Source organism: Biomaibacter sp. TOL (genome assembly GCF_059717795.1).
Map to the genome: position 1 here is coordinate 3,364,813 of NZ_AP046092.1, position 24,498 is coordinate 3,389,310.

At 42.8% G+C, this 24,498-nt stretch carries 27 protein-coding genes and 1 riboswitch; of the genes, 26 read left to right on the forward strand and 1 reads right to left on the reverse strand.

Going from position 1 to position 24,498, the window contains the following annotated elements; translation table 11 throughout:
- Nucleotides 1-2: 2 nt before the first annotated feature.
- The 23 genes from AC6I1H_RS16475 (at nucleotide 3) to AC6I1H_RS16585 (ending at nucleotide 18,814) form a co-directional block, all read left to right on the forward strand.
- The gene (locus tag AC6I1H_RS16475; RefSeq protein ID WP_497738603.1) at nucleotides 3-926 is read left to right on the forward strand and encodes an RnfABCDGE type electron transport complex subunit D; all 924 of its coding nucleotides are present in this window, start codon (nucleotides 3-5) and stop codon (nucleotides 924-926) included.
- Complete coding sequence (locus AC6I1H_RS16480) at nucleotides 923-1,465, forward strand: RnfABCDGE type electron transport complex subunit G (protein WP_497738604.1); 543 nt, start codon at nucleotides 923-925, stop codon at nucleotides 1,463-1,465. Before AC6I1H_RS16475 ends, AC6I1H_RS16480 begins: the two co-directional genes overlap by 4 nt.
- A complete protein-coding gene (rsxE, locus tag AC6I1H_RS16485) occupies nucleotides 1,465-2,076 on the forward strand; it encodes an electron transport complex subunit RsxE (protein ID WP_497738605.1) in 612 nt (203 codons plus the stop codon). The genes AC6I1H_RS16480 and rsxE overlap by 1 nt, the downstream gene beginning before the upstream one ends.
- A gap of 15 nt (nucleotides 2,077-2,091) precedes the next feature.
- On the forward strand, nucleotides 2,092-2,679 hold the full coding sequence (gene rsxA, locus AC6I1H_RS16490; protein WP_497738606.1) for an electron transport complex subunit RsxA: 588 nt from the start codon (nucleotides 2,092-2,094) through the stop codon (nucleotides 2,677-2,679).
- A gap of 59 nt (nucleotides 2,680-2,738) precedes the next feature.
- Nucleotides 2,739-3,752 carry an RnfABCDGE type electron transport complex subunit B gene (locus AC6I1H_RS16495; protein WP_497738607.1) on the forward strand — a complete coding sequence of 338 codons (1,014 nt, stop codon included), beginning with the start codon at nucleotides 2,739-2,741 and terminating at the stop codon, nucleotides 3,750-3,752.
- A gap of 266 nt (nucleotides 3,753-4,018) precedes the next feature.
- On the forward strand, nucleotides 4,019-5,197 hold the full coding sequence (locus tag AC6I1H_RS16500; RefSeq protein WP_497738608.1) for an NEW3 domain-containing protein: 1,179 nt from the start codon (nucleotides 4,019-4,021) through the stop codon (nucleotides 5,195-5,197).
- Between the two features lie 2 nt (nucleotides 5,198-5,199).
- Nucleotides 5,200-6,165 (forward strand): ABC transporter ATP-binding protein, encoded by a 966-nt coding sequence (locus AC6I1H_RS16505; protein WP_497738609.1) that lies wholly within the window; start codon nucleotides 5,200-5,202, stop codon nucleotides 6,163-6,165.
- On the forward strand, nucleotides 6,146-7,144 hold the full coding sequence (locus tag AC6I1H_RS16510; protein ID WP_497738610.1) for an ABC transporter permease: 999 nt from the start codon (nucleotides 6,146-6,148) through the stop codon (nucleotides 7,142-7,144). The genes AC6I1H_RS16505 and AC6I1H_RS16510 overlap by 20 nt, the downstream gene beginning before the upstream one ends.
- Nucleotides 7,145-7,518: 374 nt before the next feature.
- Nucleotides 7,519-8,106, forward strand: a complete 588-nt coding sequence (locus AC6I1H_RS16515) for a corrinoid protein (protein WP_497738611.1) — start codon at nucleotides 7,519-7,521, stop codon at nucleotides 8,104-8,106.
- A gap of 86 nt (nucleotides 8,107-8,192) precedes the next feature.
- On the forward strand, nucleotides 8,193-8,831 hold the full coding sequence (locus AC6I1H_RS16520; RefSeq protein WP_497740838.1) for an ASKHA domain-containing protein: 639 nt from the start codon (nucleotides 8,193-8,195) through the stop codon (nucleotides 8,829-8,831).
- The gene (locus AC6I1H_RS16525) at nucleotides 8,806-9,831 is read left to right on the forward strand and encodes a uroporphyrinogen decarboxylase family protein (protein ID WP_497738612.1); all 1,026 of its coding nucleotides are present in this window, start codon (nucleotides 8,806-8,808) and stop codon (nucleotides 9,829-9,831) included. Before AC6I1H_RS16520 ends, AC6I1H_RS16525 begins: the two co-directional genes overlap by 26 nt.
- A gap of 134 nt (nucleotides 9,832-9,965) precedes the next feature.
- Entirely contained in the window at nucleotides 9,966-10,892 is a 927-nt protein-coding gene (gene cysK, locus AC6I1H_RS16530; protein ID WP_497738613.1) for a cysteine synthase A, read from the forward strand.
- Nucleotide 10,893: 1 nt separating this feature from the next.
- Entirely contained in the window at nucleotides 10,894-12,030 is a 1,137-nt protein-coding gene (locus tag AC6I1H_RS16535) for a bifunctional cystathionine gamma-lyase/homocysteine desulfhydrase (RefSeq protein WP_497738614.1), read from the forward strand.
- Between the two features lie 114 nt (nucleotides 12,031-12,144).
- Nucleotides 12,145-12,987 carry an amino acid ABC transporter substrate-binding protein gene (locus tag AC6I1H_RS16540; protein ID WP_497738615.1) on the forward strand — a complete coding sequence of 281 codons (843 nt, stop codon included), beginning with the start codon at nucleotides 12,145-12,147 and terminating at the stop codon, nucleotides 12,985-12,987.
- Nucleotides 12,987-13,667, forward strand: a complete 681-nt coding sequence (locus AC6I1H_RS16545; RefSeq protein ID WP_497738616.1) for an amino acid ABC transporter permease — start codon at nucleotides 12,987-12,989, stop codon at nucleotides 13,665-13,667. The genes AC6I1H_RS16540 and AC6I1H_RS16545 overlap by 1 nt, the downstream gene beginning before the upstream one ends.
- Nucleotides 13,668-13,774: 107 nt before the next feature.
- Nucleotides 13,775-13,881, forward strand: a riboswitch (SAM riboswitch).
- A 38-nt stretch (nucleotides 13,882-13,919) separates the two neighbouring features.
- Nucleotides 13,920-14,051 carry an alanine:cation symporter family protein gene (locus tag AC6I1H_RS16550; protein ID WP_497740840.1) on the forward strand — a complete coding sequence of 44 codons (132 nt, stop codon included), beginning with the start codon at nucleotides 13,920-13,922 and terminating at the stop codon, nucleotides 14,049-14,051.
- A gap of 17 nt (nucleotides 14,052-14,068) precedes the next feature.
- Entirely contained in the window at nucleotides 14,069-15,253 is a 1,185-nt protein-coding gene (locus AC6I1H_RS16555; protein WP_497738617.1) for a trans-sulfuration enzyme family protein, read from the forward strand.
- A gap of 348 nt (nucleotides 15,254-15,601) precedes the next feature.
- Entirely contained in the window at nucleotides 15,602-15,832 is a 231-nt protein-coding gene (locus AC6I1H_RS16560; protein ID WP_497738618.1) for a DUF2933 domain-containing protein, read from the forward strand.
- 36 nt (nucleotides 15,833-15,868) lie between these two features.
- Nucleotides 15,869-16,210, forward strand: coding sequence for a hypothetical protein (locus tag AC6I1H_RS16565; protein WP_497738619.1), 342 nt, complete (start codon nucleotides 15,869-15,871; stop codon nucleotides 16,208-16,210).
- Nucleotides 16,211-16,225: 15 nt separating this feature from the next.
- On the forward strand, nucleotides 16,226-16,963 hold the full coding sequence (gene lgt / locus AC6I1H_RS16570) for a prolipoprotein diacylglyceryl transferase (RefSeq protein ID WP_497738620.1): 738 nt from the start codon (nucleotides 16,226-16,228) through the stop codon (nucleotides 16,961-16,963).
- 269 nt (nucleotides 16,964-17,232) lie between these two features.
- On the forward strand, nucleotides 17,233-17,535 hold the full coding sequence (locus AC6I1H_RS16575; RefSeq protein ID WP_497738621.1) for a YHS domain-containing protein: 303 nt from the start codon (nucleotides 17,233-17,235) through the stop codon (nucleotides 17,533-17,535).
- A 29-nt stretch (nucleotides 17,536-17,564) separates the two neighbouring features.
- Nucleotides 17,565-17,702 (forward strand): LDCC motif putative metal-binding protein, encoded by a 138-nt coding sequence (locus tag AC6I1H_RS16580; RefSeq protein WP_463052554.1) that lies wholly within the window; start codon nucleotides 17,565-17,567, stop codon nucleotides 17,700-17,702.
- A 230-nt stretch (nucleotides 17,703-17,932) separates the two neighbouring features.
- Nucleotides 17,933-18,814 (forward strand): NAD(P)-dependent oxidoreductase, encoded by an 882-nt coding sequence (locus AC6I1H_RS16585; RefSeq protein ID WP_497738622.1) that lies wholly within the window; start codon nucleotides 17,933-17,935, stop codon nucleotides 18,812-18,814.
- Nucleotides 18,815-18,856: 42 nt separating this feature from the next.
- On the opposite strand, the gene hydE is transcribed toward AC6I1H_RS16585, so the two are convergent.
- Nucleotides 18,857-19,906: a [FeFe] hydrogenase H-cluster radical SAM maturase HydE gene (gene hydE / locus AC6I1H_RS16590; RefSeq protein WP_497738623.1), complete on the reverse strand. Its 1,050-nt coding sequence runs from the start codon at nucleotides 19,904-19,906 to the stop codon at nucleotides 18,857-18,859.
- A gap of 381 nt (nucleotides 19,907-20,287) precedes the next feature.
- Here hydE and lipB point away from each other — a divergent pair, with 381 nt between their 5' ends.
- The 3 genes from lipB to AC6I1H_RS16605 all read left to right on the forward strand — a co-directional run bounded on the left by lipB (nucleotide 20,288) and on the right by AC6I1H_RS16605 (nucleotide 24,388).
- A complete protein-coding gene (lipB, locus tag AC6I1H_RS16595) occupies nucleotides 20,288-20,950 on the forward strand; it encodes a lipoyl(octanoyl) transferase LipB (RefSeq protein ID WP_497738624.1) in 663 nt (220 codons plus the stop codon).
- 11 nt (nucleotides 20,951-20,961) lie between these two features.
- The gene (gene lipA, locus AC6I1H_RS16600; protein WP_497738625.1) at nucleotides 20,962-21,813 is read left to right on the forward strand and encodes a lipoyl synthase; all 852 of its coding nucleotides are present in this window, start codon (nucleotides 20,962-20,964) and stop codon (nucleotides 21,811-21,813) included.
- Between the two features lie 163 nt (nucleotides 21,814-21,976).
- The gene (locus AC6I1H_RS16605; RefSeq protein ID WP_497738626.1) at nucleotides 21,977-24,388 is read left to right on the forward strand and encodes a heavy metal translocating P-type ATPase; all 2,412 of its coding nucleotides are present in this window, start codon (nucleotides 21,977-21,979) and stop codon (nucleotides 24,386-24,388) included.
- Nucleotides 24,389-24,498: the final 110 nt, after the last annotated feature.

The window sequence follows — 24,498 nt, forward strand, 5'->3', positions numbered from 1 at the left end:
GGATGGGAGAATATAAGTTTATTACCACTTCATCTCCCCATATTCATTCGGGAGAAAGTGTTCAGAAAATAATGTTCAACGTGGCAGGTGCTTTAATGTTGCCAGCAGCTGCAGGTATATATTTTTTCGGGATGAGAGCTTTAGTTCTTGTTATCATAACAACACTGGCAGCAGTATTGACAGAGGCTATCTTTCAAAAACTCAGGGGCAAGCCCATCACCATCTGGGATGGCAGTGCCGTGGTAACTGGGATTCTTCTGGCATTGAACCTTCCGCCGGGACTTCCACTATGGATGGCGGTGGTGGGCGCTGCAATAGCTATATCCCTGGGAAAACAGGTTTACGGCGGCCTCGGAATGAACCCCTTTAACCCGGCTCTCATTGGCAGGGTGTTTTTGATGATTACCTTCCCGGTACAGATGACTACATGGATAAATCCGGTGGATGGCACCACTGGCGCCACACCGCTTCAGATGATGAAAATGCAGGGCGTGTCCACCGACTATGCCAGACTTTTCCTAGGAAATATAGGCGGTTCTCTGGGAGAGACCTCGGCACTGATGATAATTTTGGGAGGATTGTATCTATTGTATAAAGGATATATAGAATGGAGAATTCCAACATTTTATCTGGGGACAGTAGCGGTTCTATCCATATTGTTAGGCCGGGATCCTGTGTTTGAACTTCTTTCAGGCGGTTTGATGCTGGGGGCTTTTTTCATGGCTACCGATATGGTGACGTCACCAATCAGCAGGCTGGGGAAGATAATTTTTGGCCTGGGAGCCGGCATTTTTACTGTAATCATCAGATTTTACGGCGGGTATCCTGAAGGCGTGTCCTTTTCCATACTATTAATGAACGCCTTTACTCCTGTAATAAACAGATACACAGTACCTAGGATTTACGGGGAGGTGAAGGCAAGATGAATCAATATGCGAGAATGATAGTTGTCCTTACGATTATTTCCCTAGCGGCTGGAGCAGTACTGGCCTTTTCTTATGAAGTGACGAACCCCAAGATTCAGGAGCAGGCCCAGCAGGCTCTTCAGCAGGCGGTTTTAAAGGTCATTCCCGGTGCAGAAAAAATGACCACAGTTGAAAAGGGAGGAATGACATTTTACATCGGCACGGATAATCAGGGGAACAAGAAAGGGATTGCTTATAAAACAACGGGATCGGGGTTCAGCGGTTCTATTGAAATAATGGTTGGATATAATCCCCGGGAAGGCAAACTCACCGGTATAGAAATTTTAAGCATGTCCGAAACTCCGGGCCTTGGAGCCAGAATAAAAGAGCCGGCTTTTACAGACCAGTTTAAAAACAAATCCGTCAATGATGAATTTATTCCCAAGAAGGATGTTAAGGTTATAACAGGTGCGACCATTTCTCCTACGGCGGTTTCAAAAGCCATAAAAACTTCCCTTGCAGAAGTCACTAAAATATTTCCCGTGGGAGGCGATTTCTGATGACACAACTAATAAGAGATTTTACAAATGGATTATGGAATGAAAATCCAATATTCAGGGCGGTTATCGGCATATGCTCAGCCCTGGCGGTGACAACGGCAGGGCAAAACGGTATTGCCATGGGCCTTGCACTTACATTTGTGCTTACATGCTCCAGCATTCTTGTGTCGCTTTTAAGAAATATCATTCCGCCAAAAGTTAGGATACCGTGCTATATTATAGTCATAGCAACTTTTACTACTATGGTCGACCTTTTTATGAAGGCTTATTTCCCGCCTTTATACCAGGTTATGGGAATATTTATTCCTCTGATTGTAGTAAACTGTATAGTCCTCTGGAGGGCTGAAGGCTTTGCATCTAAAGCAAGCCTGGCCAGATCTATCGCCGATGCTCTGGGGATGGGGCTCGGATATGCATGGGCGATTACGTTAATAAGTGTGGTGAGGGAAGTGCTGGGCTCCGGGACCCTGTTTGGGATAAATGTGATGGGCCGGGCTACTCACTGGGTAATCATGCTGCTGCCTCCTGGAGCATTTCTGGTTATGGGTATCCTGGTAGGCATAATGAATATGATCACAAGAAAATCTGTTAAAAATACGCATTCCCACTAGGGAGGTGGTGCATTTATGCTGAAAGAATTATTTTTCATTATCATAGGTTCAGTACTGGTCAATAACTTTGTATTCTCCAGATTTCTCGGCAATTGCCCCTTCCTGGGGGTTTCAAGCAAGACGGAAACCGCTGTCGGCATGGGCATGGCCACCACTTTTGTTTTGACCATGACAGCGGTTGCAGCTTATTTTATACAGAATTTTATACTTGTGCCGTTTGGTCTGGCGCCATTTTTACAGATAGTATCTTTCATTTTGGTAATCGCCTCGCTTGTACAGCTGGTGGAAATGGTGGTTTTAAAGATAAGTCCCGCACTTTACAATGCTTTTGGCATATATCTTCCTTTGATAACCACAAACTGTATAGTGCTGGCGGTAGCGCTTTTAATTCCGCAAAAAAATTACAATTTAATTGAAAGCACCGTATTTGGCGTTGGGGCCGGCCTTGGATTTACCCTGGCTCTGATTCTGATGTCGGGCATTCGGGAAGACCTGGAATTTTCCGATGTGCCGGATGCATTGAAAGGGCCGGCAATAGTGTTTATTACAGCCGGTCTGCTTGCCATGATATTTTTGGGATTTGCCGGGCTTGTGCCGCTATGATATAACACATATTGACTGAATGAAAATTGTGAAGCGTGTTAAATACCGGAGGTGAAGACATGGATTTAATCTTAATTTCAACATTGAGTATGGCAGGCCTCGGCCTTGTCTTGGGCGGAGGACTGGTGCTTGCGTCTAAAAAATTTGCCGTGGAAAACGATCCCAGAGTTGACAGAGTTCTTGAAGCATTGCCTGGCGCCAATTGCGGCGCCTGCGGATTTCCGGGATGTTCCGGGCTTGCAAAGGCCATCGTGGAAGGGAAAGCGCCGGTCAATGCATGCGCAGTGGGAGGAGCATCGGTATCCCAAAAAGTGGCCAGTATCATGGGTGTATCAGATATGGGAGCTTCTGCGGATAAAAAAATCGCCCGGGTTCTGTGCCAGGGAGGAAATAAAGAGGCAAAACTAAAATCGGACTATCACGGAGTGAAATCATGCCGGGCAGCCTCCCTGGTAAACGGCGGCCCGAAAGGTTGCCCATTTGCCTGCATTGGATTTGGGGATTGTGCAAAAGTTTGTCCTTTTGGCGCCATTACCATGAACGATGATGGCCTACCAGTAATAGATGAAGAAAAATGCACGGGCTGCGGCTTATGCGTTAAAGAATGCCCCAAATTTGTTATAGCCCTTACGCCGGAAAGAAATGAAGTCCACGTGCGCTGCAGGACGACGATGAAGGGCAAGGATACCCGCGATGTCTGCAGCATAGGATGTATAGCATGCAAGCGCTGCGAAAAGGCATGCCCCTTTGATGCGATTCATGTTGTCAACAATGTGGCTGTAATAGATTATGCAAAATGCCGAAACTGCATGAAGTGTGTTGAGGTATGTCCCACAAAGACCATAACGTCAGCTTTTACCGAGCGGAAAAAAGCCGTCATTGACGACAAATGCATAGGCTGCACTATATGTGCGAAGAATTGCCCGGTCAGCGCCATACAGGGCGAATTAAAGAAAAAACATGTAGTAAATCAAGAGCTCTGCATCGGCTGCAGCATTTGTGAGGAGAAATGCCCAAAGGACGCCATAACTATGGTAAGGGCGGGACAGAAGGCAGAATACAGTTGCTCGTAATGCAATGAGGCAAGGAATGGAAGGAAAGCAACCCGCGTCGTATTATATAACAAGCGGTAATGAAATATGAGTGCAAACCGTTTTAAACCTCTTCTTATACAAGGAGAGGTTTTTTGATTTTTATACTCAGGTGTGGATTAATGAGCCGCAGACTAAAAAATTTTTTCAAAAAAACTTCACAAATTTATCATACTTTTTATAAATTTTTACCTTAAACTTATTTTGGAAATAGGGTCAACAAAAAATAAAAAAAAGGGGTGAATTTGATGATTAATCGGTTTTATATTTTAAAATTTCCTAAAAGAATGTTGTACCTATTGTTTTCTCTGGTTTTTATTTTTACTGTAATGTATTCAGCGCCGGCAAATGCGGCCGGGAATCTTACGATTTTCACCAATTATCCGGGAATAACGACACAGCCGGGAAGCAGTGTATCGTTTCCTCTCACCATAAGCGGACCATCCGGTTATGTCAATTTAAAGGTAGCATCCCTGCCTGCCGGATGGACCGGGCAAATTTTCGGAAATGGTATGGAAATTCATGAAGTATTTATCCCCTCCAATGACACGGCCCAGGCGGAGCTCCGGGTTCAGATACCTCAGAACGAAAAGGACGGAAATTATAATCTTCGGATTGAAGCCGTCAGCTCAAATAGTCGTGCATATTTGTCGTTAAATATAAAGATAAAAGCGGGTGCCAGCGGTGGGGATAAGCTCGATGTACAGTACCCTTCGCTGAGCGGTCCTGACACAGCGAGTTACAGTTTTCGTGCAACTTTGTATAATAACAGCGGTCACGGTCGTTTCTACAGTTTGGGTGCCAACGCTCCAGAAGGGTGGCAGGTTTCTTTCAAGCCGGCTTACCAGCAAAATCAGATAACAAGCCTGAGCCTAGAAGCAGGCAAAACCCAGGACCTTGATGTAGAAGTTCAGCCTCCGGAAGGAGTCAAAGCGGGCAAATACAGTATCACCGTAGCTGCTGTTTCTGGAAATGAAGCTGTCAAAACAAACCTGGAAGTGGTAATAACAGGCACATATAGATTAAATTTAACAACTCCCTCGGGACGTTTGAATGCGGATACTATTGCGGGCCAGAGAGGAGCAGTAACACTGCAATTGGAAAACAAGGGCAGTGCCGACCTTCAAAATATTAATTTTTCAGCCCAGGCACCTGACAACTGGTCGGTGACTTTTGAACCCACCAGCATAGATAGACTGGCGAGCGGAGAAAAAAGACAGGTGACAGCCTTCATAACTCCTTATGGCAAGGCCATCGCCGGAGATTATGCGTTGAGCATTACTGCTTCTACCAAAGAAACTTCCACCAGTGCGGATATTCGGGTAACGGTGCATACATCCACGCTCTGGGGTCTGGTGGGTGCCGCAGTGGTTATAGGCGTAATTTTATGGGTTGTATGGACATTTAATAAGTATGGGCGGCGATAGAGATGGGACAGGATGGCATAATTACGACCGTTGACCTCACAAAAACATACGGAGATATAACTGCTGTGGACCACCTGAACCTGGTGATAAACTCCGGAGAGATTTTCGGCCTTCTGGGTCCCAACGGAGCGGGGAAAACCACCACTATACTCATGTTGATGGGGTTGACAGAACCGACGTCAGGCAGCCTCCGGGTGGGTGGATATGATCCGATGAGAGATGCTCTTGATGTAAAAAGAATAGTCGGATATATGCCGGATAATATCGGGTTTTATGATGACCTGACAGGACGGGAGAATCTGCGGTATACTGCAAGACTGAATCATATTTCCGAGAGGGAGGCTGAAGCCAGAATACAAAGCCTGCTGAAAAATGTGGGGCTTGCGGAATCGGCTGATAGAAAGGTTAAGGAGTACTCCAGAGGCATGCGCCAGCGGCTTGGGATTGCAGATGTGCTTTTGAAGGACCCGAAGATTATAATCTTCGACGAACCGACTCTTGGCCTTGACCCGGAAGGGGCAAAAGAATTGCTGGACATGATAAGAGATATGGGCCGAAAAGAAGGAAAGACCGTGATTATATCATCACACCTGCTCCTTCAGATGCAGTCAGTATGTGACAGGGTCGGGATTTTTGTAAAAGGGAAACTAATCGTAGAAGGGAGAATAAGGGATCTGGCAGCGAGACTATCAAGCGGTTGCAATGTGATTGAAGTTAGAGCCGAACCTATGGAGCGGCTGGCCGATGCTGTCAAATCGGTGGCTGGAGTCCTGGATATCGAAATGGAAGGCGATATGTTGCTTGTCAAAGGGGATGGAGAGAATCTGGCGCCTCGCATCGTCGCTGAGCTTGCCGCTCGCAGCATGGCAGTTTACCATCTTAAAGTCAGAGAATATAACCTGGATGACATTTACCAGCAATACTTTCGGGGGGAAGAGGTGAAACAAAATGGCAGCAGCAAGCTCTAGTAAAATAAATAAAGAGGTTGAAGAAAAAGTAATAAGCCGCAGAAGCGGAAATCTTGAAACGGTATTCAGAAAAGAACTGGCGGATCAGTTTTCCAGCAGCCGTTTTTTCATTCTTTTTTTTCTTATTATGATAACCGGCGCGGTTTCATTCTATGCAGCGGTTCAGAACCTCTCAGGCGGCGCAACGGGGGATAATGAGTTTGTTTTAATAAGAATTTTTACCAAGGCGGGCAATTCTCTGCCACCTTTTACATGGTTTTTATCCCTGCTTGGCCCTTTGGTTGGTCTTGCTATGGGATTTGACGCAATTAATGGAGAACAAAATCGAGGCACTATGAGCAGATTGCTGTCTCAACCCGTATATCGCGATGATGTTATAAACGGCAAGTTTCTGGCAAGGCTCGCAGTGCTTGCCGTTGAGACTTTTGCCCTGGGAGGTTTTGTCGGCGGCATGGGAATACTCATGACGGGTGTAGCACCGACGGGAGAAGAAATCGCACGGCTCCTGCTTTATCTGGCTTTAAGCGTAGTCTATATGGCTTTCTGGTTGGCTCTCTCGATGCTGTTTTCTCTACTTTTTCGACAGAGCGCCACATCTGCACTTGGTGGAATAGCCCTCTGGCTGTTGTTTTCCATATTCATTCCGCTTCTGGCGGGAATGGTGGCCGACGCCGTATTTCCAATAGATGATCAATCCCCGGCAATTACCCAGCTTTACAATATCGAATTAAAGCAGGGCTTGGCTCGTTTATCTCCATCGACTTTATACAGTGAAGCTTCTGTAACGCTTCTTTCCCCTGACGTCAGAACTCTGGGACCGGTGCTTGCGGAACAAGCATCAGGAGCAATAAAGGGATTTTTGCCTCTGGGCCAGAGCATTTTGCTCGTATGGCCGCATCTTACCGGATTGGTCGCAGCGACCCTTATAATCTTTGCCGTCACGTATACTTTATTTTTGCGCCAGGAAATCCGGGCATAAAATGAAACGTCTGCATGTCTGTAATGCAGCCAAATGAGAGGCAGGAAGTACAAGGTTATAGGTGACAAATAGAGGAAATTGGCAAAGCCAGTTTCAATATTGAAAAATTTAGTTTATCCTGACGTAAGAGGAGAATACTTGGTAAAAAGTATCTCCTTTTTTTATGCCCAAAAAAGTGAGTCAGGTGAGTCAGGTGACGGTTCTGTGACTCATCCGACTCCAAAAAACAAAATTTAAAGGCCGGTAAAACCGGCCAAAATATTGTTTAATAAGAAATTTTTATCTTGACAAATAATAGAATGAAGGATAATATAAATATAAATATAAGTAATCCAATCAATTAACTCGGAAATAAAATATAAGGGGGAATCATTTTGAAAGACATCGATATATTAAAGACCATTGCCGATAATGTAGTGGAGATGGAAGAAGAACTTACGGCAAAAAATTCAAAAAAAGCATTAGAGATGAATATCAATCCGCTCACCATCATCAATCAAGGGCTGGTAATCGGCATGAATGAGGCGGGCAGGCTCTTTGAGGAAAATGAATATTTTGTGCCGGAACTGCTGCTATGCTCCGATGCCATGTACGCAGGACTTGAAGTGGTGACTCCCCATATTAAAAAAGAGGAAACCCATGTTTTGGGAAGGGTTGTCATAGGAGTTGTAGAAGGAGATACCCATGATATAGGGAAAAATCTGGTAAAAGTACTGCTTCAGGCATCGGGTTTTGAAATTATCGACCTGGGGAGGAATGTTCCTGCTCGGGACTTTGTAAACAAGGCAAAGCAAGTAGATGCGGATCTCATCTGCCTTTCCACACTGATGACTACAACTATGGGAGAAATGAAAAAAGTAATTGAGCTACTGAAAGAAGAAAGATTGCGCGATAGGGTCAAAGTGTTGGTGGGCGGGGGCCCCATATCCGAAAGTTTTGCCCGGAAGTCCGCTGGAGTTTAGAAACTATATGAGAAGTTTAGGTAAAAGGCATCTTGAAATTGTTCTGGAACTTCTGGAAAAAGGCGCTGACGGCATTATGATATTTGATGACCTTGCAGGTTCAAAAGGACCTGGGACTTATGATCTCCCCTTTTGGGAAAGTATATTGTCTACCATCCATATCAGGATATGTAGGAGCCGACATCACCGCGGGTGTTCTTGCCACCGGCATGCATAAAAACAGTGAGAAGTCACTTCTGATGGATATAGCTGTCCGTATCGTTGAATATGATGGAAAGCCGGCCTTTATGGTAACACAACCCAGGGAAGATATACCGGCCATTTATTTAACTTCCCGGGATATACGCCAGGTCCAGCTGGCCAAAGGCGCTCTGTGGGCAGGGATAACCGCACTTTTAGAACAAAAGGGGTTAAAACCCGGGGATTTGGGAAAGGTGTATGTGGCAGGAGCCTTCGGTGCCCATCTTCGACCGGAAAGCCTGATAGGTATCGGAATGGCGGCCATGGAGTGGAAAGATAAGATAATTTTTGTTGGCAACACCTCAAAGGCCGGTGCAGCGATGTGCTTGCTTTCTAAAAAGATAAGGGAAGAAATGAAGGAGCTTACCGATAAAGTAAAATATGTAGAACTTTCCATGCTGCCTGATTTTGACAGGGTGTTTACCCGAAGCTTGAAATTTCCGAAGGGGGATATGTGTCATGGTCGGCAGACAGAGGATAATTGATATGTTCCTTGATAAAAATACAGCCGCCGCTTCGGCTTTTGCTACCGAGTTCTGGGCTTTAAACCGGAGGGGGTATACCATAAAGGAATTTCTGGATAATCCTTTTAAACTTGCTCCTGTGGTTATAGAAGAGGCTCTGAATATTGACTCGGATATATTTTTCCTGTTGGCGGGCCTTACATCTGTACCTGTCATGGCTTTGGGAGGCGAACTGAAATTTCCCGAAAAGGGTGCGCCTTTTATGGAAAATCCGCTCATTAGGGATAAATCGGATTTATTTAAACTTGATATAAATAAGATAAAATCCGATAGGAATGTAAATTCTCTACGGCAGATAGCAGATTTCATAAATGAAAAGGTAAAAGAAAAAATTATCCTTGCGGTCAACTGCCGTGCACCTTTCACCCAGGCTGCACAAATGGTGGGCCCGGATACATTTATGAGAATGCTGAGGAAAGATGAGAATTTTGCAAATGAAGTTTTAAGATTTTCCACCGAGATTTTCCTGGAATATGTTACTCTCTTTATAGAAAGCGGGATAGAAATGATATATATATCCGACCCTTCGGCGTCAGGGGATTTGATATCAAAGAGGCATTTTGAAAAGTTTGCCTTTCCTTATCTTGATAAGATAAACCGATATATAAAAAGCAAAGGGGCTAAAACCTTTTTTCATATCTGTGGTGATACAGGAGACCGCCTGGATTTGATAAGGGAAATCGGACCGGATATTATGTCTGTAGACCACAAAATAGATATTGGCGAAGCGAAAAGACTATTGGAAGATAAAGTGATCCTGGCGGGAAACATAGACCCTTCATCGGTGATGGAATACGGGAGCGTTGCCGATGTAGCCAGGGCAGCCAAGGAGTGCATTAAAAAAGCAGGGCATGGAAGGTTCATACTGATGCCGGGATGCGAAATTTCTGGAGAAACGCCGCTAGAAAATATAAAGGAGATGCTTAAAATTGGACATTCATCAAAGTTAAATAAAGATTGATCGGGATGAAACTTTTCCATTGGGAAATTTTATTTCTGCTTGTGACGATTTGAGGTATGAATATTCCGGTGTAAAAAGTCGATTTTGAGTGCCTTAGAGTTTTTACACTAATCAATTATTGGAGGGGAATTGAAATGAGTAAAGTTGTGAACGACATAAGAGAACTTATAGGTCAAACACCAATACTAAAAATCAATAATTTTTCACTGCCGGAAGGAGTAAATATCTATGCAAAGCTGGAATATTTCAACCCCGGTGGCAGTGTAAAAGATAGGATTGGAAACTTCATGCTGGAAGCAGCCGAAAAGCAAGGATTAATCAAAAAAGGGGGAACAGTTATAGAGCCCACGGCAGGCAACACGGGTATCGGCATTGCTCTGGCCGCATTAAACAGGGGATACAGGGTCATTTTCGTAATACCGGAGAAGTTTTCCGTAGAAAAGCAGGAACTCATGAAAGCTTTGGGGGCTGAAATCATTCATACTCCCACCGATAAGGGCATGGAAGGAGCCATTGAGAAAGCGAAGGACCTGGCCGAAAACATCGAGGGCTCTTTTATACCAAATCAATTCGAAAACATGGCAAATCCCCTGGCCCATTATAAAACTACCGGCCCGGAAATATATAAGCAGCTCGACGGTAAGATAGATTATTTTGTAGCAGGAGTGGGAAGCGGCGGTACCTTTACCGGAACTGCAAGGTTTTTAAAAGAAAGAGACTCCAAGATAAAGGCGGTGGCTGTGGAACCTGTGGGTTCCATTCTTGGAGGAGGGCCCAAAGGACCACATAAAACTGAAGGCATCGGCGTGGATTTTATTCCCAAAACTCTGGATGTTAAACTCATTGATAAAGTAGTGACTGTTTCTGATGAGGATGCTTTTAATATGGTAAAAGAGCTGGCAAAAAAAGAAGGGGTGCTGGTAGGTAGTTCTTCAGGTGCCGCTTTTTATGCGACCTTACAGATTGCTGGGGAACTTACCTCACCGGCAAACATAGTAACCATCTTTCCTGATGGTAGTGAGCGGTATTTGAGCAAAAAGATTTACCATGGAGGAATATAAATTGAGAGAAGATACCAAAGTTCTTCATACGGGCTTTGAAATAGATGACAGGACGGGAGCGGTAAGTTATCCTATATATCAAGTTTCCACTTACAGACAAAAAGAGCCGGGGGAGCATTCGGGCTATGAATATTCCCGCACGGGAAATCCAACACGGGAAGCCTTGGAAAATGTGATCGCAAGCCTGGAGGAAGGCAGGAGAGGTTTTGCCTTTGCTTCCGGGATGGCAGCCATCACGGCGGTTTTCATGCTGTTTACAAAAGGGGATAACATCATAGTTTCCGATGATGTCTATGGCGGGACTTATAGAGTTTTAACCAAAATCTTCGATAATCTAGGGATAGAAGCCACTTATGTAAACACTAGCGAATTACATCAGGTGGAAAGGGCTATCAAAAAAAACACTCGGGCGATATATATAGAAACCCCCACAAACCCATTGTTAAAAATAACCGACATTAATGAAGTTTCAAGGCTTGCAAAAAAGTTTAATCTTAAAGTTATCGTAGACAACACCTTTATGACCCCTTACTGGCAAAAGCCTTTAGCCCTTGGGGCGGATATTGTCATTCACAGCGCCACCAAGTATCTTGGCGGACACAGTGACGTAGTAGCAGGACTAGTGGTAGTAAAAGAAAAAGAACTGGCAGAAAAGCTTCATTTTATACAAAACTCTACCGGAGGAATCCTTGGCCCCTTTGACTCATGGCTTTTGATGAGGGGCATAAAGACTCTGGGAGTCCGCATGGAACGCCATGAACAAAATGCCAGGGAACTTTCGTCATGGCTTATTACATTACCGGATGTAAAAAAGGTATACTACCCTGGACTTTCGGGTCACCAGGGCCATGAAATCCAGAAAAAGCAAGCCGGAGGATTTGGGGGCATGATATCTTTCGAGCTTCAAACTCCAGAACTTGCGGATAAACTTCTAAGGAATGTAAGAGTCATTACTCTTGCCGAAAGTTTAGGAGCGGTTGAAAGCCTTATAAGCCTTCCGGCTAAAATGACCCATGCCTCTATTCCCGAAGGAGAACGAAAGGCCAGAGGTATCAGCGACAGCCTGGTGCGCCTTTCGGTAGGTATAGAAAATGTAGAAGACCTGAAGGAAGATATCCTTTTCGCTTTGGGTTTATAATACCAATTTATTGATGAAAGGATTAAACGCCAGGTGCTTTCAGTGGTGTTGTTTTATGGTATTTGAAAGTTAAAATATTGTAAATAAAAATGAGATTTTAAGGAGGACTTGCAAATGAAAAGAATTTTTGTATCGGTATCGGTATTGGTATTAGTATTGGCTACCCTATTTATTATCGGATGTGGTACTAAAAAAGCCACTGGACCCGATAGACAAAATCAGAGTTCCAGTCAAGCACAAACAGCTCAAACGGAAAATCTCCTGGAAAAAATAAAAAAAGAAGGAGTTATAAAAATAGGTACCGAAGGCACATATGCGCCCTTTACTTTTCATGATAAATCGGGGGAATTGACCGGATTTGATGTGGATATTGCCAGAGAAGTGGCAAAACGTTTGGGAGTGAAGCCTGAATTTATTGAGACAAAATGGGATGGAATGTTTGCAGGTCTTGACGCAAAAAGGTTTGATGTGGTTGCAAATGAAGTAGCCATAAGAGACGATAGGAAGGAAAAATACGATTTTTCAAACCCATATATCGTTTCCAAAGCGGTACTCATAGTCCATAAAGACAACAACGATATAAAAAAATTTGAAGATTTAAAGGGCAAAAAGTCAGGTCAGTCTTTAACGAGCAATTATGCTGACTTGGCTAAATCTTATGGAGCTGAGGTCATTCAGACGGAAGGATTTAATCAAGCGGTTGATTTACTACTGTCGAAGCGTATTGATGCAACAATAAATGACAGCCTATCATTCCTTGATTTTAAAAAACAGAGACCAGATTCACCTATAAAGGTAGTTGACGAACAGAAAGATATACAGAAAAGTGCGTTTTTATTCAGAAAGGGGAATGAAGAGTTAATAAAGGAGATAAATAAGATTTTAGAAGAAATGAAAAATGATGGAACTTATCTTGAAATATCTAAAAAATGGTTTGGGGAAGATGTGTCTAAATAATGATGGATCTTATAGTAAACAATGAGAGATTTTTAAGGGTTGCGGGTATCCTGGTACATTCTTTTTTTCCTCTATTAAAGGCCGGCATCTATTTTACGGTTCCATTGACCATTATTTCCTATTTTCTGGGATTGGTTGTAGCCATTTTCACTGCTATTGCCAGGATCTCTGATATTAAGATGCTGGAACGCATATCAAGGTTTTATGTTTGGATCATAAGAGGTACCCCGTTGCTCGTTCAATTATTCATCATATTTTACGGCTTGCCTAGTATCGGTGTCACCCTGGATGCTTTTACCTCGGCTATAATAGGTTTTACGCTAAATGTAGGAGCATATAACTCGGAAGTTTTTAGAGCCTCCATTTTGTCGATTTCACAAGGACAATGGGAAGCCGGTCAGGCTCTAGGCATGTCACGTGCACAGATATTGGTATATATAATTCTTCCCCAGGCGATGCGGGTAGCTGTACCTCCGCTGTCTAACTCCTTTATTAGTCTTGTAAAAGATACGTCCCTTGCGGCTACTATCACCGTGACCGAGATGTTTCAAAAAGCCCAGCAAATTACTGCAGCTACCTACGAGCCTTTATGGCTATATAGTGAAGCAGCTTTCATATATCTCATTTTCAGTTCAGTTCTTTCCATGTTTCAGGGATGGATGGAAAAGAAATTTGAATAATAAGAATATCCCTTGACAATAGTGATTAAAAGTAATATATTATTACCATAATTTTAAATAATCTTATATAAGTACTATAAATACTCCATACAAACGAATATTAAAAACTCTTATCAAGAGTAGGCTGAGGGACTGGCCCGATGATGCCCGGCAACCCGGTGAAGAGCCGAAGGTGCTAATTCCTGCAGAACAGAGATGTCTTGAGAGATGGCTCACGCCGTTGCCAGGGTAAAACACCCTGTGTAACAGGGAATCTATGGCATTTCCGACGTCTTCATCGATATTAAGATAGTCTGTACCTTCACAGCTTTAGTAATCCTGGTCACAGGCATTTGGCAGACAGGGGTCCACGGTACTGACGTGAGTAAAAACCGGTACAAATGACATTAAATTTGGAGGAAATGATGATGCTAAAAGGCTTCATGACAAAGCTTACTCATTTGGGCGAGAAAAACCCATCTTCAGTTTCCGGGAGCAAATCACTACCTATTTCTTTAAGTTCGGTGTTTACTTTTGATGATGTTGAGACCCTGGACAAAGTATACGAAGGTCAAGCTAAAGGGTATGTCTACACAAGAATGAGTAACCCCGTCCATGATGCATTAAAAGAAATAATGTCCGACATCGATGGCGGAGAAGACGCCCAGGTTTATTCATCAGGTATGGCCGCAATCACTATGTCGATTCTGGCACATATAAAATCCGGTGATCATATCATAGCTGCCAATGTATTATATGGAGGAAGTTTTCAGTTTTTAAAGGATGAACTTAAGAAATTTAATGTTGAAGTTACTTTTGTAGACCCTGTACATGACGATATAGAACCGTATTTCAAACCTAATACTAAGATAGTATATGTGGAAACCATATCAAATCCTTTAATGGAAGTAATTGATATACCTGCTATTGCAAAAGTTGCGCATAAACATAATGCCAAAGTGATCATTGACAATACCTTTGCCACACCCATCATATGTGAGCCGTTAAAATTGGGAGCCGATGTGGTTGTATACAGTGCCACAAAATTTTTAAACGGACATAGTGACATCCTGGGAGGTGTAGTAGTCTCGGATAAAGAGACGATAAAGAGAGTTAGCTCGACCGGAGTTCTTTATGGACCAACTATGAGTCCATTCGATGCATGGCTTTTGATAAGAAGTCTCAGGACGCTGGAGTTGAGAATGATCCAACATTCGAATAATGCGATGAAGCTGGCCGTTTTTTTGGAAAATCATGATAAAATAAAAAAAGTATACTATCCGGGCCTCTCGACATCTCCGTCATATAATGTGGCAAAAAAGATCTTTAACAACAATCTTTTTGGAGGAATGCTCAGCATAGACCTGGAAAATGGTGAGAAAGGTGCATATGATCTGATACGAGAACTTGAGACAATAAAATTTGTTCCTAGCCTTGCCGGAGTGACTACTTCAGTATCCTATCCGGTAAAGACTTCCCATAGAGCAATGAATGATGATGAACTTAAAAGCGCTGGTATATCAAAAGGACTGATCAGAATTTCTGCGGGCCTGGAAAATATTGATGATATAATTTCAGAGTTTGATAGAGCTTTGAAAAAAATATAGATTTTATTTAATTGGCCAGACTTACTGGAGACTAAGTTCATGTTATAAAAACATAACTTGGTCTCCTTTTGTTTTTTGGGGAGAATATTATGGTTTATAGTCTACCAACTGTTGTTGTGTTAGATTTCGTTTCTCTCAGGTCTTTTTTTAGAACAGTGTATCTGACATTAAGAATAGCCATAGGTTTCACTTCTATTATAGTATTTCTAACAAAAAATTAAATATCCTGCTCGTGATGTCTTTGATATTTTTGTGAAATATATTCGAGATAAGTTGACTAAAAACATAGGAATAGTATAAAATAAAAATATACCCCATTGGGGTATAAAAATCTAAAGGAGGGTAAAAATGGATAAAAAACACGGTGGTTTATTTCATGAGTTATTGATGATGCTGTGTTGTTTGCTTCCTCTGGTTTTGATTTTCGCTTTTTCCAGGTTCGGCGCCAGGAGTGTCTTATCATACGGTTTTCTATTGCTCTGCCCACTGATGCACATCTTTATGATGAGGGGTATGTTTGGCGGGCACGATAAGGAAAGCTGTCATGGAGATAAAAATTTCGAAAGTAAAAGAAGTTAAGCGATGAACCGCAAAAAATAGAGAGGTTGAAGGGAAATGCGTAAGATCATAACATGGGTTGTGGCAATTGCATTTGCAGCAACAGCTTTGATTTTCTTTTATTTTCTGCTCATTGCGGGTTCCCTCTCGGCGGCAAAACAGGGAATGATGCTGATGTTCATATTTTCACTGGGCCTTGCGATACCGTATTTGATCCTTTCGGTGGCCTTCGGCAAATATTATGATAGGTTAAAGTCATTGATGAGCCGGGGAACTCCTCGAAAGGTGCTGGGTGCAATCATGATTATTTTCGGGATAATGATTCTGACCGGAAATTTCACAAAAATAACTGGGTTGTTGTCCAGAATTTTACCATATAAATTACCCTTTGGAATGTAAGAATGGAGGTGTCCAATGAACATTTTATTTAAACTGGGACCGTTTACGATTTATAAACTGGGATTTTTTGTAGCGTTGGGAATGTTGGCAGGTATGTACTTGGTATTGAAGGAAGCTAAAAGAAAAAGCCTGAATGAAGATGATGTGCTGAATTTTTCCATGCTTATTATTATATCAGGCTTTATAGGAGCACGGTTGCTATTTGTCCTCCTCGATTTACCTTTTTATCTTAAAAATCCTGCCATGATACTACATGTAAATGAAGGGGGTCTATCCTTTCACGGAGCCATACTGGGCGGGTTGATAGCGGCGGTCATTTATACCAGGCTCAAGAAAATCAACTTTTTTAAACTGGCGGATATAGTAGCACCTTCCCTTGCTCTGGCTTATGGCATAGGACGCATAGGATGCGATATATACGGAAAAGTGACGAATGTTCCATGGGCTGTAATGGTGGAAGGTGTTCCCAGGCATCCTGCCCAGCTATATTCCGCCCTGGCGGGTTATACAATGTTCATAATACTATGGAACCGCCGGAAAAAAATCCGATATGACGGAGAGCTTTTTGTGAGCTTTGTGGTACTTTACTCCATCTATCGATTTATAATCGAATTTTTCAGGGACAGTGTGATGGCGGGGCCTCTCTCCGTAGCCCAGTGGACGAGCCTGGTAATTGTGGTGCTGGGGGTTATATATAATCAGGTGAGGATAAGCAAAGTTCTATATAAGAACTTACCGCCTAACCATTTATAACTTGAGATAAGAAATATCTCAAGAATCGCAAAAGCTGAAAATAGCAGGAACTACATTATTCTTGTCACCCATAACCACAAATTGGAAAAATAGGGGATAGGCTGATAAGATTAATAGCTGGGAAAATAGTTTCACCCGAACCAAATGCATTTAGACTTCAGGATAGTAAGGGTAAAGTATAAGAATAAAATAGTTGACAAAATATATCGGAATAGTATAAAATAAATATACCCATTAGGGGTATAAAATTCATGAGGGAGGTATTTACTATGGATTTAAATATAATATGGATACTTTTAGCCGCAGGCTTTATGTTTCTTATGATGAGAGGAGGCGGTTGCTGCGGAGGTCATGGCGGCCATGGAGGACATGGAGGGTATAGCGGAAATGGAGGTCATTCCCATGGAGGATATTCTCATGGAAATCACCAAAATGACATGGAAACCATAGACTTTGCGACAGACCCCGTATGTGGGATGAAGGTCTCAAAAAAAGATGCGGTTATTAGAACTATAGATGGAAAAACCTATTATTTCTGTAGTAAAGACTGCGCCGATTCTTTTAAAGGATAAACAAACTAAAAACTACAGGAGGCGATATCATGGCTAATTGGTTCAGCAAATTCCTGGAAAAACTTGCTAAAGCCAATGAGAAAGAGTTTGCCGGCAAAAAGATGGATTGCTGTGAGTTGCACAGGAACCAGGATAAAGACTATAAACCCAAAGTTGAAAAGCACTAATGTTTTTAAAAATTTGAGTCAGAGAACAAACCTCTGACTTTTTTTTATGAAACTTAGTTTTATTAACCTCAAATATAATCATTTGTCTTTGAGAAAAAAGTTAAGAACTTTATAAACTAATGGTAGGTACATTTATAATTAAAGTTGTCAAAATTAAAAAAGGAAACAGCGATCCTTTGTGGAATATAATAATATACTAATTATTATATCTTGGAATAGGGAGAGGTAATATGAAACTAAACAAGGATAATGCGGTTTTAGGATTTATCGGCACAGGAGTTATGGGCAAGAGCATGGCTTTAAATCTGATGAAGGCAGGTTACAGGGTTCTGGTTTATAACAGAACCAGGTCCAAGGCGGAAGATTTGATAAAACAAGGCGCCCTATGGAAAGATACGGTAGCTGACGTGGCAAAAGAGGCAAATGTCATTATAACAATGGTAGGGTACCCAAGGGATGTGGAAGAAGTCTACCTGGGCGAAAAGGGAATTATAAATAATGCAAAACCCGGGTCATATCTGATAGACATGACCACGTCAAGTCCCATGCTCGCAAAAAGGATTTATAATGCGGCCAAAGATAAAGGCCTATACGCCCTGGATGCACCGGTGTCCGGCGGTGATATCGGCGCCCGGGAAGCCAGGCTTTCCATCATGGTAGGAGGAGATCCGGAGACTTTTGAAGCGGTAAAACCTGTATTTGATGCCATGGGCAAAAATATAGTGTTACAGGGGGGTCCAGGTGCAGGGCAATATACCAAGATGTGCAACCAAATAGCCATCGCATCAGGAATGATAGGAGTTTGCGAAGCCATGGCCTATGCCAAAAAGGCAGGCCTTGATCCGACGACGGTATTAAAGAGCATAGAGTCGGGAGCGGCGGGCAGTTGGTCTTTGAGCAATCTTGCCCCCAGGATGATAAAGGGTGATTTTACTCCGGGATTTTATATAAAACACTTTATAAAGGACATGAAGATTGCCCTGGAATCGGCAAAAGAGATGGGGCTTGAAGTTCCAGGCCTTGAACTTGCTCTGTCTTTATATGAGAAACTTGCCGCCGAAGGGGAAGAAAACAGCGGTACCCAGGCACTTTTCAAATTATATGATAAGTAAAAGTAAAAGCCGTTGGCTCAAGGTCAACGGCTTTCTGCAACATCATCCATTTTTTTTCTTTAAAGAATGTCCATACCCTTTACTTATGGTCCGACCTATGGAGAAAATCCTTCTTTTTATGCAGTTGTTGCACTGCTTTGCATTTTCCCGGATGCATATTTTGTTGGGATATAGTTCATAAAACTCACGATATTTCACCGGAGACACATTCGGCATTATTACATTGGCTCCGGCTTGAAGGGCTTTTTCCCTGCCGTCAGCAGGCCTTAAGGTGGCAAGGGCCGTAGTCGCCGGTATGTGAGTATTTTTAGTAACTATCCTTGTCAATGCGATGACCTTGAGGGTCATCTCCACAGTTCCATTGGGATTTCCCGCCAGAGGGGTGTCCTGATGGCAAATATATGGCCCCACCCCTATCATATCAAGGTCCAGTTCCTTAAACTTGAGGATATCCTGTGCTAAATCTTCAATGCTTTGGCCGGGGAGCCCTATCATTATACCAGAGCCGGTCTGATAACCTATTTGTTTTAGCCATTTCAATATGTTCATGCGATTTTCAAAACTGGAATCAGGGTGGAGTTTGGCATAAAGTTCAGGGTTTGAAGTTTCGAATCTCATGAGGTACCTATCTGCTCCGGCTTCAAAGAATCTTACATAGTCATCATAGGAGCGCTCGCCGATGCTCAATGTAATGGCGAGATCCGCATTGCTTTTTATGAGCCTTATGAGTTCCACCAGCTTATCCGTGGTGTAATACATATCTTCGCCCGATTGCAGCACCACGGTCTTATAGCCCATGTTTGCTGCCAGAACGGCGGTATCCAGGATTTCGTCGATTTCCATGCGGTAACGCTTTATCTTTTTGTTGTCCCGGCGGATCCCGCAATAGAGACAGTTGTTCCTGCAGTAATTGGAAAATTCTATTAATCCCCTAAGGTGAACTTCATCTCCAACGTATTTTTTTCTTATTTTATCCGCTTTTTGGTATAGAAGTTCCAGCTGTTCAGTATCTTCCAGCGCCAGTAAACTGCAAAGTTCCTGCTGGTTAAGATCCTGTTCGGAGTCTATTTTTTCCCATATGTTTTCGAGCACATGAATACCCCCTGCATATAAACCTCCTAATAAACTTTAACATAGATTTAAATTGCATTCAAGCTATTATATTTTTTGTGAAGTGCTTCGATAAATAATCGGTCACTTTTTGCATTAAAGTAAATAAAATATCTTGACTTTAGTTCAGTATAAAAATATATTTAATTCGAGAGATATCAAGGCATACTTACAAGAATGCAGAATATTAATAATTATTATTTACAGGCAGGAGGTTACAATTCAATGCATTAATGAGAGGATAATGGATCATTCTTCTAATCATAGAAATGATGTAGGAATATCTGTTGCTTATGGGATTGGCCATGCTGGTAATCGTAAAAGATAACAAAAAAATATTTATTTTTTAGGAGATGGTTAAACTTGCATGATGTCAAGCTATTGAAATTAGGCCTTACACCTTACATGGAAGCAAGGGATTTGCAGATTAAAGCCAGGGAAAAGGTAAAACATGGTTTTTCCGATGGAATATTGATAACTTTGCAGCACCCTCCCGTATATACTGTAGGGAGAGCTGGAGGTTTTGAAAACATATTAATATCGATTGGCGAACTTGAGAAAAAAGCTGAGATATATCAGACGGAAAGGGGAGGGAATATTACATTTCATGGTCCGGGCCAGATTGTGGTATACCCAATTTTTAACCTTAACAAATGGAAGAAAGATGTGCATCTTTATGTTTATATGCTTGAAGAGGTAATTATAAGGCTTCTTGCGGATTATGCAATTGATGCCGGAAGGAAGGATAAATACAGAGGAGTATGGGTAAGGGATGAAAAAATTTGTGCCGTAGGAGCGGCCATAAACCAATGGATAACATGGCATGGTATAGCCTTTAATGTAAATACAGACCTAACCTATTTTAAATTCATAAATCCGTGTGGGATAACGAATTTTGGCGTAACTTCACTGGAAAAACTGGGAGTAAAAGTCGGTATAGACGAAGTGTTGAATAGAATGATTGATAAATTCAAGCAGGTATTTAACACTGAAATTGAGGAAATAACACTGAAAGATTTGGGATAGGAGGTATATGGATGCAAAAACCTGAATGGCTAAAAGTTAAGATTTCTCACGATGAATTAAAGCTGATGCAGAACTTCTTGAAAGACATGTCTTTAAACACCGTATGCCAGAGCGCCGATTGTCCCAATATCGGTGAGTGTTTTGCCAAAAAGACGGCAACATTTATGATCATGGGAAATATTTGTACCCGCGGCTGCAGGTTCTGCGCGGTAAGTAAGGGGCAACCGGAGCCTCTTGATGAAGATGAACCAAAGAGAGTGGCAGAGGCAGCGGAGAAACTGAGATTAAAACATGTTGTAGTCACATGCGTAACACGGGACGATTTATCCGACGGCGGTGCATCTCATTTTGCAAAGACCATCGATGAACTAAAAAAAATACCGGGTCTTACGGTAGAAGTACTCGTCTCTGACTTTAGGGGGAATGAGGAGTCTATAAAAACCGTGGTCAAGGCCCGACCGGAAATTATAAACCACAATGTTGAAACAGTTCCGAGGCTTTACCCGAAAGTTCGGCCTCAGGCCAGTTATGATAGGTCACTGAGCCTTTTAAAGAGAGTAAAAGAATTAGATGAAAAGATTCATACAAAATCGGGAATCATGGTGGGCTTGGGTGAAACCGAGGACGAAGTCATTAATGTCATGAAAGACTTAAGAAAAGTAAACTGCGACATGATGACAATAGGTCAATACTTAAGACCTTCAAAAAAGCACATAGAAGTGGCTGAATATATAATCCCCGAACAGTTTGAAAGGTATAAGGAAATAGGATATAATTTGGGGTTCAAATATATTGCTTCCGGTCCTCTTGTACGGAGTTCTTATCATGCGTCGGAAGGGATGAACATGTTACATCCTTTATAATTTTGATGCGGATAAAGACAAAATCAGCCAGGCTGTTATCAATCTACTATCAAATGCTCTAAAGTATACATATAATATTTTTACATCCCTTGACAAAAAATAAAAAAAGAATATAATATAATCAATAAATACCCCATGGGGGTATATGGAGGAGGAGATTTTTATGCCTGATACACCAAGTAAGACGGGGATTAAAATAAAAGGCATGACCTGTGCAGCCTGTGCCGCCAGGATAGAAAAGGCCATTTCCAGAATGCCTGGGGTTTTGCAGGTCAATGTGAATTTTGCGGCCGAAAAGGCCAATATAACATATGATTCGTGCCGAACAGCGGCGAGTGACTTTATCCAGAAGATAAAAGATGTAGGATATGATGTCATCCTGGATAAAGTAGAACTGGGTCTAAAAAATATGACATGTGCCTCTTGTGCTGCAAGAATCGAAAAAATCCTTGCAAAACAACCAGGGGTTTACAATGCCTCCGTCAATTTTGCTGCCGAGACTGCCACAGTAGAATACAACAGCAGTGAGATAGATGTAAAAAATCTGATAAAAGCCGTGCGGAATATAGGATATGATGCCTACGAAAAAACCGAAGCAAATACGGACCGGGAAAAGCAGGAGCGGGATCGGGAAATAAAAACCCTGGGACGACTGGTGGTTATTTCAGCTATACTTTCGGCTCCGCTGGTCATGTCCATGATTTTGAGGATAATGGGAAAACCTGGAGGGATCCTCGATAATCCGTGGTTTCAGATAACACTTTCCTCTCCTATTCAGTTCTTCATAGGTTACAGGTATTACCGGGGTGCGTACCACAACTTAAAAAACGGCAACGCCAATATGGATGTTTTGATTGCCATGGGTACCACGGCGGCATTTTTCTACAGCCTGTATAATGTGTTTACACAGCCTATGGAAATGATTCATAATTACCTGTACTTTGAAGCATCTGCAGTCATCATTACTCTAATCACCCTTGGTAAATATCTGGAGGCGGTGGCCAAGGGCAGGACTTCCGAGGCCATCAAAAAGCTCATGGGCCTGCAAGCCAAGACCGCCCGGGTAATAAGGAATAATCGGGAAATGGATATTCCAGTGGAAGAAGTGGAAGTGGGAGACATAGTGGTGGTAAGGCCCGGGGAGAAAATACCGCTTGACGGCAAAATAATAGAAGGTTATTCATCGGTGGATGAGTCCATGCTAACCGGTGAGAGCATACCGGTGGAGAAAAAGGTGGGAGACGAAGTGGTGGGTGCCACGTTGAACAAGACCGGCACTTTCAAGTTTGAGGCAACCAAAGTCGGAAAGGATACGGCACTATCCCAGATAATAAAGATGGTGGAAGACGCTCAGGGTTCCAAGGCTCCCATACAGAAGCTGGCAGATCAGATTTCAGGAATATTCGTTCCGATAGTAATAGTTATCGCTGCCATTTCTTTCGGGGTATGGTATTTTATCTTTGGTAACTTCACTGCAGGCCTTATCAATGCGGTTTCGGTTCTTGTCATAGCCTGCCCCTGCGCACTGGGACTGGCTACCCCTACTTCAGTCATGGTGGGCACCGGCAAGGGGGCGGAAAACGGTGTGCTCATCAAGGGCGGTGAACATCTGGAGCGTTCCCATAAAATAAAGGCCATTGTCCTGGATAAAACGGGAACCATCACCAAAGGAAAACCAGAAGTTACCGATATAATATCCCTGGGAGATATGAAACCCGAAGAACTCATAACCTTCGCAGCCATTTCCGAGAAGAATTCCGAACATCCTCTGGGTGAAGCAATTGTAAGCAGAGCGAAGGCTACAAATATGGATATTCCGGACCCTGAGAGTTTTGAGGCCATACCCGGCCATGGAATATATTCAAAAATACAGGGTAGAGAGATATATTTCGGCAACCGGCGGCTTATGGCAAAACAAAACCTTCCTACAGAGGGCATCGAAAACCTGCTTACAAAATTAGAAGACGAAGGCAAGACCGCCATGATAATGGCCATTGACGGGAGGATTGAAGGCATTGTTGCTGTGGCTGATACCGTGAAGGAACATTCTAAAGAGGCCATAGATGAACTGAAGAAACTGGGCATTGAAGTATGGATGATTACCGGTGACAATGAACGAACCGCCAGTGCCATTGCAAGACAGGTAGGTATAGAACACGTGCTGGCTGAAGTACTCCCGGAGAATAAGGCTAAAGAAGTGGAGAAGCTCAAGAAAGAGGGTAAGATAACCGCTATGGTGGGAGACGGCATCAACGACGCCCCGGCACTGGCCGCTGCCGATGTGGGCATAGCCATAGGCACAGGCACTGATGTGGCCATGGAGACTGCCGATATTACCCTTATGAGCGGGGACCTCAGGGGGATCGTCACCGCCATCAAACTGAGCAGGGCAACCATGAGGAATATCAAACAAAACCTGTTCTGGGCATTTATATACAACACTGTGGGTATCCCCTTTGCAGCATTAGGATTTTTAAGCCCCGCCATAGCCGGGGGTGCCATGGCCTTCAGTTCGGTGTCAGTGGTAACAAACGCTCTAAGGCTCAGAAGGTTTAAACCCGAAACCGCAAAATGAAAGGAGCGAAGGTCGAGAATCAAAAAATAGAAGGAATTTGCGAGCCGCAAATTCCAACCTAATCTGACATCTGGCGTTCTGCATCTGATTGTTAGGGGTTCGCCGACAAT